The 15,094-nt window shown below is 37.1% G+C and carries 13 protein-coding genes and 1 tRNA gene; 4 read left to right on the top strand and 10 right to left on the bottom strand.

The features are described from left to right. Nucleotides 1-693: 693 nt before the first annotated feature. Entirely contained in the window at nt 694-1,245 is a 552-nt protein-coding gene (locus V7201_RS22890; RefSeq protein ID WP_335379064.1) for a GNAT family N-acetyltransferase, read from the bottom strand. Between the two features lie 11 nt (nt 1,246-1,256). Next, the gene (locus V7201_RS22895) at nt 1,257-2,171 is read right to left on the bottom strand and encodes a DMT family transporter (RefSeq protein ID WP_335379065.1); all 915 of its coding nucleotides are present in this window, start codon (nt 2,169-2,171) and stop codon (nt 1,257-1,259) included. Nucleotides 2,172-2,339: 168 nt separating this feature from the next. Between V7201_RS22895 and V7201_RS22900 the strand changes: the two genes are divergently transcribed. Continuing rightward, entirely contained in the window at nt 2,340-3,023 is a 684-nt protein-coding gene (locus V7201_RS22900; protein ID WP_335379075.1) for an MgtC/SapB family protein, read from the top strand. Nucleotides 3,024-3,131: 108 nt separating this feature from the next. After that, nucleotides 3,132-3,204: transfer RNA gene (locus V7201_RS22905), tRNA-Ala, on the top strand. Nucleotides 3,205-3,325: 121 nt separating this feature from the next. Here the strand turns inward: V7201_RS22905 and V7201_RS22910 are convergent. The 8 genes from V7201_RS22910 to V7201_RS22945 all read right to left on the bottom strand — a co-directional run bounded on the left by V7201_RS22910 (nt 3,326) and on the right by V7201_RS22945 (nt 12,566). After that, complete coding sequence (locus V7201_RS22910; protein WP_335379076.1) at nt 3,326-4,432, bottom strand: tyrosine-type recombinase/integrase; 1,107 nt, start codon at nt 4,430-4,432, stop codon at nt 3,326-3,328. 184 nt (nt 4,433-4,616) lie between these two features. Continuing rightward, a complete protein-coding gene (locus V7201_RS22915) occupies nt 4,617-4,799 on the bottom strand; it encodes a helix-turn-helix domain-containing protein (protein WP_335379066.1) in 183 nt (60 codons plus the stop codon). A gap of 19 nt (nt 4,800-4,818) precedes the next feature. Then, nucleotides 4,819-5,688 (bottom strand): ATP-binding protein, encoded by an 870-nt coding sequence (locus V7201_RS22920; protein ID WP_335379067.1) that lies wholly within the window; start codon nt 5,686-5,688, stop codon nt 4,819-4,821. Between the two features lie 12 nt (nt 5,689-5,700). Next, nucleotides 5,701-6,561 (bottom strand): replication protein, encoded by an 861-nt coding sequence (locus V7201_RS22925; RefSeq protein WP_335379068.1) that lies wholly within the window; start codon nt 6,559-6,561, stop codon nt 5,701-5,703. A 10-nt stretch (nt 6,562-6,571) separates the two neighbouring features. Then, nucleotides 6,572-6,790: a helix-turn-helix domain-containing protein gene (locus V7201_RS22930; protein ID WP_335379069.1), complete on the bottom strand. Its 219-nt coding sequence runs from the start codon at nt 6,788-6,790 to the stop codon at nt 6,572-6,574. A gap of 105 nt (nt 6,791-6,895) precedes the next feature. Beyond that, nucleotides 6,896-7,630 (bottom strand): hypothetical protein, encoded by a 735-nt coding sequence (locus V7201_RS22935; RefSeq protein ID WP_335379070.1) that lies wholly within the window; start codon nt 7,628-7,630, stop codon nt 6,896-6,898. 742 nt (nt 7,631-8,372) lie between these two features. Next, nucleotides 8,373-9,914 (bottom strand): hypothetical protein, encoded by a 1,542-nt coding sequence (locus V7201_RS22940; RefSeq protein ID WP_335379071.1) that lies wholly within the window; start codon nt 9,912-9,914, stop codon nt 8,373-8,375. A gap of 39 nt (nt 9,915-9,953) precedes the next feature. Then, a complete protein-coding gene (locus V7201_RS22945; RefSeq protein WP_335379072.1) occupies nt 9,954-12,566 on the bottom strand; it encodes a DEAD/DEAH box helicase in 2,613 nt (870 codons plus the stop codon). A 531-nt stretch (nt 12,567-13,097) separates the two neighbouring features. On the opposite strand from V7201_RS22945, the gene V7201_RS22950 reads away from it, so the two are divergent. Continuing rightward, nucleotides 13,098-13,862, top strand: coding sequence for a hypothetical protein (locus V7201_RS22950; protein ID WP_335379073.1), 765 nt, complete (start codon nt 13,098-13,100; stop codon nt 13,860-13,862). A gap of 234 nt (nt 13,863-14,096) precedes the next feature. Further along, nucleotides 14,097-14,225: a hypothetical protein gene (locus tag V7201_RS22955; RefSeq protein ID WP_335379074.1), complete on the top strand. Its 129-nt coding sequence runs from the start codon at nt 14,097-14,099 to the stop codon at nt 14,223-14,225. The last annotated feature ends 869 nt before the right edge of the window (nt 14,226-15,094 follow it).

A 15,094-nucleotide genomic window follows, 5' to 3' on the forward strand; every position in this document is an offset into this window, starting at 1 on the left:
TAAAGTTAAAACGTTGGCTCATGTTCTTTCTATATAATAGAAGAAACACGATCATTTATTGTTTGTTGACGCTTGTTTGTTTAGTTTTCAAAGAACAAGTTAGTTAGCTTGTCGCCTAGAAGCGACTTTATTAATATATCATGTCGATTTGTTATTGTCAACAACGTTTTTTGTTTTTTTCATTTGTTAAAAACGAAATTGCTTATCAAATCTTGTTGCTCTCTCAAGCGAGATTAAATATACCATGGATAAAATATGTTTGCAATATAATTTTTAAAGAAATTTTAAGACTTAATTTTTTTTAAAAAACTTACCCTACTTTCTTCTTATTAAATGTTTTTTTAATAATTTTCTTTCCCTGTTCATATAATGGCTTGGACAAACTATATGACGAGGTGATTTTGCATGCTTCAATCATTCGCACTGTATATATCATTATTCATGGCAATATTCCTGTTTTCTATTTCTTATATTGAGGCCATTAAAATTGCTAATGCCGAAGGAAAGGTTTGTGGCGGTACCTTTATTTTCAGCACATTATGCGCCTTTTTATTTTCCCGGTTCACATATTTGTTTATATAATACTACTTTCGATATTATGTAATTTCCCTTTACCGATTGCTCTAAAAGTACTCTTACCTGCAAAGTGTAGTCAAAAAAACCCCCTTACTCGAGGGGGTTTTTCTTATATAATTACTTCTCACTATTTAATTTGCGAATCACTTTTTGTTGTAATGCTTCCAAGTCATCCCACACATAAGCCAATTCTACAACTTCCTTACCTGCAATTTTATCTGTTTCTTCGCCTGCTTTTACTGCCAGAAGACTTTCATAGAAATTACGGCTTTTGTTTTCTTCAAGGACCCATACAAGCATTGATGTATAATTTTGTTCCAGTAATTCATTTACTCCTGCCTGAAGTAGTTTCAATCCCAGTTTCTCTCTCTGATACTTTTTAAGAATGTAGATCGCGTATAACTCTCCATCTGCATTGTATTTTTCTGTGCGTATTTTTCCATAGGAAGCAAATCCGACTATTTTATTTTCTGTATTTAACGCGACAAATACAGGTGAAAGCTGGGAGTTCTGAGACAAACTCTTCTCCCACAGCCCCATTCGATCTTCAATTTTTAACGAATCCAAATACTCCTGACTAATGATGCCAGTGTATGTTTCTTTCCAGCTTTCAATATGTACCCGGGCTATGTCCGGGGCGTCTCCTACTTCCGCTCTCCGTATATGCATACACATCTCCCCTAACTTGAAATCGAATTGATCTCTGCTCTTTTTTTCAGCTTCATTTTCCTTTCATCAACTAAAAATAATGTTATTCCTGCAATAACAACTAATCCACCTGCTATTTGAGTCAAAATAACGTTTTCTCCAAGCAGGTAATAAGCGAGTATGGTCGCTCCTACTGGTTCAAAAAGAATTGCCATTGAGATAATTGATGCACTCAGCCATTTTATTGACCAGTTGAATAGCGTATGTCCGAGTAAGGTTGGAATTAAAGCGAGAAGGATGAAATAGACCCAATCACTTTTAGGATAAGGATAAAAGGTTTCTCCAGCTGCAATTACGTAAAAGAACAATGTAATTGAACTAATGCTATAAACAATAAATGTGTATGTTATAAGGGACATTCTTTTTCGCACTGTTTGCCCGAATAGCAGATAAACTGTTACCAGCGCACAGGCTGCTATTGCCAGGAAGTCCCCGAGCAGGGCACTTCCGCTTATTTTGAAATCACCCCAGCTGATAATCACACTTCCGCCAATGGCAATAAACCCGCTTAGAATGGCTTTTGCAGATAATTTTTCTTTGAAGAAAACATATGCTCCCGCAAATGCAAATAAAGGCTGCAGGGTTACCAACACGGTTGAACTGGCTACAGAGGTGTAGTTCAAAGATTCGAACCATAGAATAAAATGAAAAGCCAGGAAGACTCCGGATATCCCAGTAAATACCCAATCCCGTTTCGTAATAAGACGGAGTTCTGAAACATATTTTAAAAGAAATACCGGAAGCATAAATAAGACTGAAAAAAGCAATCGGTAAAAGGCTATGACTCCCGAAGGGGCAGAAGATACTTTTACTAAAATAGCTGATGTCGACACTGCAACAACACCTATCGCAACTGCTAAGTATGGATTAACTTTTGGTGATTCCATTTCGATTCTCCTTTAATCAGAAACAATATTTAATTAATATGTATTCTACAATGAATCTCATCTTTTTTCTTAGAAAATCAAGAAATAATCTGAAATGAGTTTATTTATTTTCAAATAGGGAAAGAAAATACAACTTATCAGGGCAGGAGATTTCACATGTTATATTCTATGGATATGGGAATTTTAATTAAGTTAGGAATATCAGCTTTTTTGGGCCTTGTTATTGGGCTTGAAAGGGAAATAAAGAGAAAACCAGTTGGGCTTAAAACTAGCTTGGTCATATCAATTGTCAGCTGCTTATTAACAATTGTGTCTAGAGAATCAGCATACATGTTCCCTGGTGATGAAGATGTAAATATTACAATGGATCCACTCCGTCTGGCAGCACAAATTGTATCAGGAATTGGTTTTCTTGGTGCGGGTGTTATTTTAAGAAGAGGGAATGATACGATTTCGGGTCTCACAACCGCGGCAATGATTTGGGGAGCGGCGGGAATCGGCATCACAGTCGGTGCAGGATTTTATTTAGAAGCGATTGCCGGTGTAACTTTATTGATTGTGAGCGTCGAGTTCATCCCATTTCTTATGACCTTCATAGGACCTAGACAATTAAGAGAAAAAGAGATTCGCTTACAATTTAATGTGAACGGCCGAGAAAGCATAGCAGAGATTATAACTCAGATTAAATCAGAAAAAATCGCCTTGAAAAATGTACGAATTAAAGATTTAGCAGAAGGGAATCAGCTTGTTCAATTAATAGTGACGGTCGACTTCCGCAGAAAAACCACAGATGTTTATGAAGTTGTTTCCTTAATAGACGGAATAAATCGGGTTGAAATTGAAAGTTTGTAGTGAAAAGCCGATGTAGAGCGGCTTTTTTCTGTGTTATTAAGTAAGTTTTTCTTGCAAGTCTGCAAAGTTGGAGATATAATTCTTCTTGTACCTTATCTGATTAGATACGGGGGATTAGCTCAGCTGGGAGAGCGCAACGCTGGCAGCGTTGAGGTCAGGGGTTCGAGCCCCCTATTCTCCATCATTACTTTTCACTGAAGAAGGCTTGATATATCAAGCTTTCTTCTTTTTTTATTTTCTCATTATTTACAAATGTAAGTAATTTAAAAAGCGTATTGGTCATAATATGGTCATACACAACGCTATTTGATAAGTTGATCTAACTTACGGACAACCTCTTCCTGCATTGTAGGAAGAACATGTGAGTAAGTATCAAGTGTTACTTTAATGTTACTATGGCCCAATCGTTCAGATATTACCTTTACATTAACTCCTTGACTAAGAAGTAACGTAGCATGTGTATGCCGTAAATCATGAAATCGAATATCAGGTAAACCTGCTAATTTAATTAGCTTTTTAAAAGTTCTTCGAACATTAGCAGGGTTTAGTGGCGTACCATGCTGGCAACAGGCAACTAAATCATAATCTTGGTAAATTGAACCCATGCTGAGCTTTATCTTTGCAATACTATTCCTAGTTTTTTTCAATATATTAAGCGTCTGGTAAGATAGGTTAATAGTACGTAAACTGGACTGAGTTTTTGCTCCACTAATAAAAGTTTTCCCATCATGGCTTAAGGTCTGTTTTATTCTGAGTAAACCTTTTTCAAGATCGATATCCTGCCAGCGCAGTCCTAGTATTTCTCCTTGACGCATTCCGGTCATCAAAGCAAGGAAGAATACAATGAATAGCGGGTCATCTTTTCCAGTTCGAAAAAATTGATTAACCTCATCTTCATTCCATACAATCATTTCTTTTTTATTTCGCTTTGGTAATTTAACTTTTGTTGCTGGATTCTTATTAATAAATTCAAAATCGAGTGCATATTCTAAAGAATTCCTGACAATTTCTATTGCCTTTTTAACGGTTGCACTACTAAGTCCTTCATCATTTAAACTATTTACAAAAAATTGGACTTGCATGGTATTTATTTTTGACAAAGAAATGTTACCGAGTGCAGGAATTATTCTACTGTAAATATATTGTTTATACACTTTTGCTGTTTGAATTCCAATACTACTTTGTTTGACGGAGTACCATTGTTCTAAAAAGTCTTTGTATAATGTGTTAGAAGGTTCTAAATATGTGCCTTTATTAACGGAATTAATAGTCTCTGCTAAAGCTATCTGTGCTTCCTTCTTTGTTTTAAACCCCCTCTTTTTCTTTTGTTTACGTTTTCCCTGCAGGTCCTTTTCGAGATAAAAAACATAGTACCAGCTATTGCCTTCTTTTTTTACTGATCCTTTCATCATACTCTCTCCTTTTTATAAAAAAGAGCTAATGCCTCTAATAAAATGAGGGTTTAGCTCTTTTTTCTGTTTATGGAGAGTGCTTTAATAAGCACATCTCAAATTCCTGAGATGTGATAGATTCGCCATCCCAAACATACAATATTTTACAATAAATAACAATCTTTATCCCTAAACTTATTAATTACTTCGTTCCTTCCAGCCAGCGAACAAAAACATCTTTAAAAATTTTTATCCTCCTGCCCACTCTGATTGTATGAAATTCATTTGATGAAACGAGCTCGTAAGCTTGTCTTCTGCCAATACCTAAAATTTTCTGTACATCTTCAACGTTTAAAACATCTGGATATTTGTTTAAGCTATCCATTTAAGCTCCCCCCTTATATCTATTTAATTTTTAATTTTTTTCTATAATCAGCTGTAAATAAATCAATAAATTTAGTATTATTGTACAGACGACTAAAGACTCGATCACCAACTGCAAATGGTAAGTCCTTGTCCGTCAGATTGCTGGTGTAAATGGTCGGTTTCCCAATCCGACTATTTACTATTTCAAAAAGCTTTGATTTTCTCCAGTCATCACTCCCCCCAGCCGATTCAGTTCCAACATCATCAAGAATAAACAAGTCCAACTTACTAATATCCTGCATAATTCCTTCCTCAGTCTTCACAGAATTAGAAGAATAGGTTCCCTTTATTTTATTTAGTAGCTTCCCAGTTGTAATAAATCCTATGGTTTTGCCTTTGCTTTGCAAGTTCCTGGCTATTGCTACACACAAATGTGATTTTCCAGTGCCAGGGTTACCCATAATTAATAAATTGAATAAATCGCCCTTAAGATAAGCATTTACATAATCAATAGAGCTAAGCTTTGCCTTAGACGTAACTGCATCGGTTTTCTCATAGTTTTGGAAGCCTGCATTTTTTAAATCTTCGGGAAGCATAAAATACTCAACCATAAGCCGTTTACTAATCTCTAACTTTTGCTCTCTTAAACTGTTCTCTTGGTAGTAATAGAAGGCTTGTCGATCCCTACAGTTCCTACATCCTATTACCTCATTTGCCTGAATCCACTCCTCAGAACCTGCTACCTTATAGAACATCGCACCTCCAAAGGGCTTGTTGCAATAAGGGCAAGTCAAACCCTCTCTGAATTCTGTTTGAATCCCTTGCTGCTCCGATAATTCAGGGCGTAATTTTTTTATAGCGTCGTTACAGCAGTCTTGTAATGTAAGAAATTTTCTTGGTTTATCCATACTACACCTCGTTTAAATTAATTCAGCACTTTTTTCTTCAAGAAGTTTTAGCTCCTCTTCCGTCAGGTCAAGGGGTTTCTCCCAATGCGACGGCCGGACTAAGCTAAGGTTATGACTACTTCCCCTTTGATTTAACAGCGATTTGCTCGTCTCATCGTACTTGGTATTGTAATCTTGAACTGCAGATAAAGTATAAAGTCCTAATCCATGTATTCTTTTTAAAATTGATTGAATATATCTTGGCGGATCAATTGGTGAATTCTTTTTCGCTCGCCCTAGAACTTCACAAATAATTGCTTCTGGATGATTAAACTGGCTGTCTACAATCCACTCCGTTATTTGCTTTCTAAATGTCACTGTTGGAAATGTACCAAATAATCGTTCATACTCCTTAAAAGGATTGGGTATGTTGAATCCATTCGGATCTGTTTCTTTATGGTTTTCTTTATTTTTTTCTTCTTTGTCTATTTCACCAAGGAATGACTTGTCGATTTTACCAGTAGCATCTTTGACACTTTCACCATTGTCTATGTTACCAACGGATGTTTTGCCAATAGCCTGTTTATAAACCCACTCATCATGGTTTTTATTAAATGAAATTTTTCTAATGCTGCCGGGCTGTATTGATTGGACAATCACCCTACGGTTTTCTAGGCTTTTTAACTCCCTCTGGATTTGTCTCTGGTCACATCCAGTTGCCTTTTGAAGGAAGCTCAGTGACATTGTATGTTCCTTACGATTAAATCCATAAGTATAGCGCCACACAATAAACAAAATCCGATATTGTGTACCACTCAGCCTGATTTTGGCCATTTTTTCCAACGTTTCATTTGCCACTCTCGTATAACCGTGTTCAAGTTGTACATTAGCCAAAAAACTTCACCTACTTAGGAAGAGCCTTTCGTTTAGGCTCTTGTTTTTCGCTTTTTGTCAGAATTCTTTTTCCGCATGCTTCAATCCAGGTACTTAATTTTTCTCTGTCTACTCTTACTTGCCTGCCCATATAGACAACTGGAAGGATTCCATCACGAGCAATCGAATATGCTCTATCTAGAGAAATTCCTAATATTACTGCTACCTCTTGCATTTTTAACAGCTTCAATTTTTCACTCTCCTTTCAACTGGGTACAGCCTAAGACTACAAGGTTATATGAAATACAAGAAGACCCTTAGATAAAATACTCTAAGGGTCTTCACAAATAATTAATTAAATGTTATAATCGCTCTCTTTTTTTCTGTTTTCTTTTTTTAACCCAATTGATTTGTATATCTTATTAACTGCTCTCTCTACAGCTTTTGGTTCTTTATCATATTCATGTGCAATTTCATCATAACTCCAGCCCTCTATATGGAAATGAACAAACCAGATATAGTGCCCTTCATTTCTTTTTTCCTCAGAATGTACAAAACCGTGAGTTTCAAAAAAATTCGTTGTTTCAATAATATGGTTTGAAAGCATTCCGTTAACCATTTGTAAGTAATTCTTTTGTGTTATTAAAGCTGGATTAAATGCAGGAATTTTCATTTCTCCTCCAGGAGCAATCTGCTCCATCAATTTTATTGCCTTGCCTCTTGAAGGATCGTATAAGAAAAATTCATACGTAGACTTTTCATTTTCATACCAACTTCTAAATGTTTCAAGTAATACTGTAATCACCCAATCTTCGTTGATATACCACTTTGCAGCCCATTTCTTAAATTCCTTTTCAATTTTTACGATCGCTTTCCATTCTTCAACTGAAAATTCAAGAAACTTGTTTCTTTCCTTTCCGAGAGAATCACATATCGCTTCAAATTTACTATATATCTCTTTAGTTTCATCCAGTACTTCCGGTAGTACTTCTTTAATGGCTCGTATAAAAAACAGCTGATTACCGGTTTGCTTTAAATTAATGTCAACCATCTGGCCGCCTATGCCTATATAGAATTTATTGTTATCCATGATCACTTTCCTCTAATAAAAATTATTTCTTTCTAAAAAATAATAGCAGGTTATCACAAATAACTTAAGGAGATTCTTAATTGATTTGTAAGTAATAAAGGAATTGTTCGGAACTCATCGCCTATCTGAAAGATTCCTTTTCAACTAAATACCTATTTACCTCCGAAAATCTTCACCGTTAGATACTATTTTAGTAATATTTAAATCTTGTGTAGTAGGGGCTGATGCTGTTAACACTTTCCGAAAATATAAAAAAACCCCTACCGTTTTTTACAACGCAGGAGTCAAAAGGTCTTTTCTGACTATGTAAACAGTTTTATTAACTTGTCTTACACGTTCTTTCTTAAGAACAGCCAAAATCTTTGCGGGAATCTGACGCTATCATCGCAAAATCATCGGAAGCCCACGCATAAGTAAGAACGTTAGCGGGACTCCTTGAGAATCGAATCCACCTGACCTGGCACGAGGTCACAAGCGAGTTTGAAGTTTGCTGACATCTGTTTTTCTAATACCTGGAGTGTTAACAAGTATTGATAAATCAAGGTTCATTGCGTTCTGGGGTTTCCCTGTGATTTCTAATTTTAATAATTTGGGCACCAAGCGTGGCACCAAATAACATAAATAATTTATGGAAATTCTCCATTATGGAGGGATGTAACCAAGGAAGTAAGAGGATTGTTCAGAAAGCCGAATATCCTTGCATTCAAAAAAGCTTTTTCACCATCCTCTACTTTTTCTTTCACTAATTTATAGCTTCCTCTTCCAGTTCTACATCCACTGGCTCCTCCTCCCGGGCGAAATAGAAAGGTGAGCCCTGCAACCAGCGGGAATCGACCTTCCGACCTATAAGCCTGGTGATATAGTTTTTTTCTTGTTCTGTGAGACCATCCGGATATCCCCTCACTTCACCGTCCGCGATTTCAAGGAACTCCTGTTCATACATCACATCGCAGCCAAACAGGCAGAGGGGCATTACGATGTGGGGGTCTGTCCGTTCAATTTCGGTACAAAGGGACCGCTTTTTTTTATGGGCACAAACGAGGGAACGCACATGATACGTTTTTCCACAAATAGCACAACTCTCAGTTTCTTTCCCCTTGAACAGCCAATCCCTTAAAATTTTTTGCTCTTTCCGCTTCTTAACCTCTCCATCATAGTCCGTGCCAGAGAGATCGTTTAACAGGCCACTTATGTGGTCGTATGAATCGCTTGTAACATTCTCCAAGAGGGAAAAACGGTATCTTCTTAAGCCTCTCGAATGGTCGATATGCAAGATGGGAGAGTGGAACACACTCTTTACAACATTGGCGTCCAAGTGCCCCAGTTCCATCAGGTACGAATGGAGGAGGGTATAGGAGGCCTTAGTTTCGCCACTTTCAATAAAAAAACGCTGAATGTCCTTCTCAATTTCGGTAAGTTCCCCCTTCTCCACAAGCAGTGATACCATATCACCTTCCATTTTTGTGTAACGGGAATCTTTCAGGTAATCGAAAATGAGCTCGATGCTCGGAGCATTATAATCATTTGTACGCCTGGTGATGCACCTGCTTAGAACAGCCGAAAGGGTGGGCAGGGCGACCTTGTCAGCTACCATAGACGTTTTAGAAAGGGTGTTGAACAAAATATTTTCCCTGTTTTCAAACAGGTACCACAAGCCACCCTCCCGCTCCTTGAACCAGCACATAGGGTATTGGGTAAGGAGCTCTTGAAAAAAAGGAAGATGTCGTGTGTCGAACCCTTCTTTCTCAAACACCTCGCCCAACTCACAGATCCCGTTTCTACTTGGGATGCTTTTCAGGCGAGAGAACATCCCCAGCTTCTCCTCAATGGCTTCCCTCTTAGCGAGTAGCAGCGCCGATTCACCTACCGCTCGTCCTGCGGCTGCCAATTCGGTGGTATATAATCCGTAATCTTCGCCTATACCAAATGCTCGGAGAAGGTGCATGAAGCCCTGGACGTAAAGGACGGTTTCCGAAAGCCCCTCAACTACCATACGATCGTGAAAGTCCTTCCACCAAAAGATAGTATTCCTTTCTAAAAGAGCCTGAATGCGATAGAGTCCGTCCTTGTCCTCCTCCCTCATTTTCTCTATAAAGTTATTTTCCACAATCTGTCGTACGCGTTCATGCGATACCCCGAACTCCCGTGCCACAGAACGGTGGGTCGGTGCCGCTTGTGTTCCGAGTCCAAAAAACGACTGGACAATGAGAGTATCCCTTTCCAATGCCCGTCCACGGGGGTTCCGTTTTCGATAGAACTCTTTAAATGCTTCTTTTGTAAACATGTAGAGATTCCCCTTATTCTTATCCGTTATTCCAATGTTTTATCTATTAAATAGTTCCAGTTCACCAAGCGGTTTTGTTTTAAGTATTTCCTCCACATCACGGTAAGTTAAATTCTCCGTTGCCAACATGTAGCTGATATGTTCCTTGTGAAAGAGGTTCGGTTCCTGATCCTTCGCCAAAACTGAACGGATTCCCCTTAAAAGACTGGTTGCTTTCAATGCTAGCTCTCTAATATTAGCTGCATGCATATGGAATAGTCCCCTTGATTGTGGTAATGCGTCTTTTCTTATAGTGCTTTTATGGCTTATCATGAAAGTATTCACTATTGCCTCTTCCGGAAGAGAAAAGTGTTCACGTATCCATTTCTTATGACCTTCTGTTTGTCTACATGAGTCGCTATATACAGGGTCTTCCGGGGCTTCTTCTGTCTTAGCTTCAAACCCAAAAAATTTATCCCTAATAACCCAAACCCCATCTGGGGCACTATCTCCTTTTGGAATGATGGCCTCAAAACCTAATATTCTTCCAAGATGCTCCAATCCTTGTCCGAATTTTTTCGCATCATCATTGTTTATCAAGTCCAAAAGTTTCTTCATATCTTTTTCAAACATAATCCCGGATAAGCCTAAATCATTTAATACCATCTCTATATTATCTGTTTGGGTAGCGAGATATGGGTCAATTCGCGGTACATCCTTATCTACAGGAACTGAATGAATCAGATCAGCAAGCCATGATATGCCATTTGACACTCTTAAAGCGGATGAATAATATTCCCTGTCTAAATTTGAATCAATAGGAATAATTCCCTTTGCCAAGTAAGCCGCATTTCCCGCATTGTAAAACCACCAAGCACGATACCCGTCGAGTTCTTTGCCACCACTCAACTTTTCCATTATTGATTTTGCTTTTTCAAGAGCTCTATCAAGTTCCATTTTCCATAATGCATACATATAATCAATTTCATTTTCGACACTAAGGGTAAGTTTTTGGACCTCAGATTTTGTTCTCTTATCATACTCTTCACGAATTTCTGTTATAGCATCATTAATAGCGGCAAAGTATTCTTTATCTGTTATAAAGTCATTCATGAAGCCAACCATCTCGTCAACCGATTCAATTCTTTCCGAGTTACCAAGCCCAAATTCAATTTCCGCTTGGATTTCGGGATGAAATCCAATTAAATTCTCACGCCTCGCACAAAACTGTAATAAATTCGGGTCCAACATGAGTACATTTGCAAAGTCATCGTTTGACCGTGTGCACCTACCTAATGCCTGCGTTATTCTAGTTTTAACTAACTCACTAAGTACAGCGTTCGCGTTTAACCTATTCCATAAAAAGCCTTCTTGTAAGTTAGTAGCCTTTGGCATTCCAAACACAATTTGCAATCGACAGATGTCACCGGATAAATCTATCCCATCATATCGATTTGTAAGTACAAGCACCACTTTTTTTTGCGATGAAAAGGGATCTAAACTGTCTTCTATGTCAGAAGACTGCAAAACCACATACTCAGGCATTTCAGATACCATTTTTGAAATAAAAAACTGAGCAGTACGATTATCAGGACATAGCACTAAAGCCCTTCCCTGATTACCAATCGCACCAAATGCAACTTTTAAAGCATCTTCAGGATTAAAGATTCGATTTGGAAAAAGAATTAACCTTCTCCCGTTACTATACTTATCCCATCCTTTTGGGATTGGTATCTTGCTTATTTTCCTTATTCCTGTAATCCTTTCAAGTTCCCCACCTTCTCCTAAGGTTGCCGACATATAAATTCTCTGTTTTGCGCTACTAAATGCTGAGTGTGTTTTCGTTGGTGGGATTAACGGCCTTATATTAATTTCTCCCCAGGAGAAGAACATTTGACATGCTTCTAGGTTTTCATTTATTTTTGACCATGGATGCTTTGCGTTACCACATTCGTTGATATTTGTTTCAAACAATTCTATTAATTGTGGCAGTTTTTCAAGATACTTTGGATAAGGGATTAGGTCGTAAATCGGCTTATTATATTCGTTATCGGCACTCATGATTCTTGTATAGTTGTAATCTGATATATCATCCTTAAATAACTCAATAAGGCTCTCGAAAACTTCTTTGTTTTCCTTCCTTTTTATTTCGACCGTCCAAAGGGAGGAGATATAATTTTCAGCAGAATGTGCATCATCCAACAGTATGGTATTCGCATCATCCATCCTGAAAGGGTTAGTATTAAAAATGGCGCTGTATGTTGTAATTCCAATAGATTTACTCGTTACATAATTTCCGTATTCTTGCTCAGGATATTTATTCTGTGGTCCTATAAGCAGGCTAGCGGGGAGACCATATTCTTTTGCTTTCGTATAAACCTGTTTTGCCAACTGTTTAGTCGGACATAAATAGAGAACCCTCTCTTGAAGGCACCTTCTCCTATACTCTCCTATTAATAAACCAATTAGCGTTTTACCTGTACCCGTTGGCAGCTCAATAGCGACATCTGAACTCGTTTTAAATTTATTATAATATTCTCGTAATATATCAGCTTGTTGGGACCATAATCCTTTAATGTTTGGTATTTGTAACTCTCTAAATATCGATTCAGGATCTTTTTCTACTATCTTAGCCACTTTTGGCTTAACAAAATTGAATTTCTTTCTCTCCATAAAATCGCCCCCTCTTACAATTATTTATTAATTGTGACATATATATTTTATTCTAAGGTAAGGAAAATTTGTAGAATTTTGGAATAATTTTTATAATTTCTTTCTATTGCAGTATTGGTTTTTCTACTTTTGAATTGTCCAACCATAATTGCTTATTAGAGGACCCTGTCCTGTCCTTGCCTGAAAGTAGTCGCTCGTTAATTTATTAGTACCCGGTCTCCAATTCCCACAATATTTAGCCTGCCTTTCTGCCCTCTTTTTATAATAGAACGAACGTTCTTGTTTATACTTAGAATATCAGTCTTGATTGGCTGAAATTTCTAATTTCCTTTAAACTTCGGCATGTTCTTATTACACATAAGCACCCGTTTGTTTAAGTGAAACTATACAAAAAGTTAAAATCCACCTAATGAAGTATTCAATAAAAAGGGAAAATTCAAATGAGTACAATTCAGTGTGTTCTCTTTTTATATATACAATATATAGAAAATATTGGTACAATTACAGTAAAAAGGAAAGGGGGAAATGTTCATGGAAAGTGTAGGATTTATTATTCTTCTTATCTCTGTGGTTACCTTTTGGGTATTTTTATTCAAGGGGGTAAAGGCAACAATCAAAAAGACAGGCCAGTCGAAAACTAACTTCAAGAAAGTTGGTTATTCAATCGGAGCGTCTTTTATAGCATTAATTATCATCGGAGCTACAGCTGATGATACCGAAACAGCTTCCAATGATGTGAAAGATGCTCAAAGTGAAGAAGTGAAGAAAGAGGAAAATCCAAAGGAAACTCCTGAACAAAAGGCTGAAAGAGAAGCAAAGGAGGAAGCCGAGAAGAAAGCTAAAGCGGAAGCGAAAGCCAAGGCTGAAGCTGAAGAAAAAGCCAAGAAGGAAGCTGAGAAGAAAGCTAAAGCAGAAGCTGAAGCGAAGGCCAAAGCTGAAGCTGAAGCAAAGGCCAAAGCTGAAGCAGCTGCCAAGAAAGCCAATGCCCAATCGATTGAATATGCCCGCTTAGAGAAAAATCCAGATCGTTACAAAGGAGAGTATGTGAAATATTCTGGCCAAATCCTTCAAATACAGGAAGAAGACAACGCTTCATATATTCGTCTTGCTGTAACGCAGGATGAATGGGGTTATAACACGGATGATGTCGTATGGGTCGAGTATAATGGTTTAACAGACTTCATTGAAGAAGATATAGTGACCGTTTATGGTGAAATTACCGGTTCCTTCAGTTATACGTCACAGGCTGGCTGGGAAATCACACTCCCTGCTGTCATTGCTGATACAGTCGAATAGGTGAGCACGTATGAAATTTCATCATACTCTAATCAAACCTAAACAGTATGTATTTTTTAGGGCAGAAGAATCCCCAAGAATTTCATTTATATAATAAATGTCCTGGGTTTAAGTATCATAGAAATTTAATCCCCTACCACATGGGAATGTATTTTGGAGATAATTTATATTTATTACTGGACTTAACTCCTCCCCTCCTTTCTAGTATATAGCTAGTGAGGAGGGGATTTTTTTATGCAATCTTTACTGGTTGCAATTAAGAAAGATGTATTTGAGCAGGAAGCTGTAGTAGATGAATCCCTGCTGCAAGAGTACGTTGAGCGCAGTGAGCGCAAAAAACAGGCTAAAATGAGGCTCTCTTGATTGACAGCCAGTTCTTCCAACACATGAATATTTATTTTATTAATTTAATTAGGTACTTTTCATAAATATCAATTTCATCAATATTAAGGTCGCCTAATCTAATGGTATATTCGCCTTCTCTAGATTCGAGTTCCTCACCAAGCCAACAGGGAAATGTTGTGGAAATTGAACAATGGGAAAAGGGAAATGAATTAAGTCACCCATTCATAGTGAAATTTACTGTGCTGCCAAATGGTGAAAATAAGCAACTAGGTATTAATACTATTACTTGGTGTAACACCATCCCATTTATACCAGGAATTTGAAAAAGGATATAGCTGCTGTGAAGGTGGAGTTGTTAAACTATAAACACCGTGAGCTAAACGCTAAACGCTATACGTTAGCCGTCTTATTAAAAAGCCCATCTCAGATGAGAGGGGCTTATTTTTATTAGCTATGTTATTAGTCTAAGGTACCCGATAGTTGAAGAAGAATAATCAAACACTCTTCTAAATTTCATCAAGTTTTTTAAAAAAATCATAAATAACTTTTAATCCGTATTGACGTTGGTTACTTTCTAATTTTGTAAATAAAATTTCTTCTAAGTCATTATCTATTTTTAATTATAGCCCACCAATGTTAAGTATATCAGGTTCTGGTGTGATTACTCTTGATAGTCGTCCCTGAAATTCTTGTAAATCAAAATCTCCATTTTCAAATCGTTTACATATAGGCTTTATTTATTACCGGAACGTAGGATTATGAACTCGGCGGTTAATAAATAAATAGATAAATAGATAAAAGCAACCAAATTGGTTGCTTTTATTATTTTTTGATACATACATTTAAATTTAGCTTTTAGGGGTATTTTACAGCTGTATGTATGTATG

The organism is Bacillus sp. JJ1122, assembly GCF_036964885.1.
Classification (GTDB): domain Bacteria; phylum Bacillota; class Bacilli; order Bacillales; family Cytobacillaceae; genus Mesobacillus.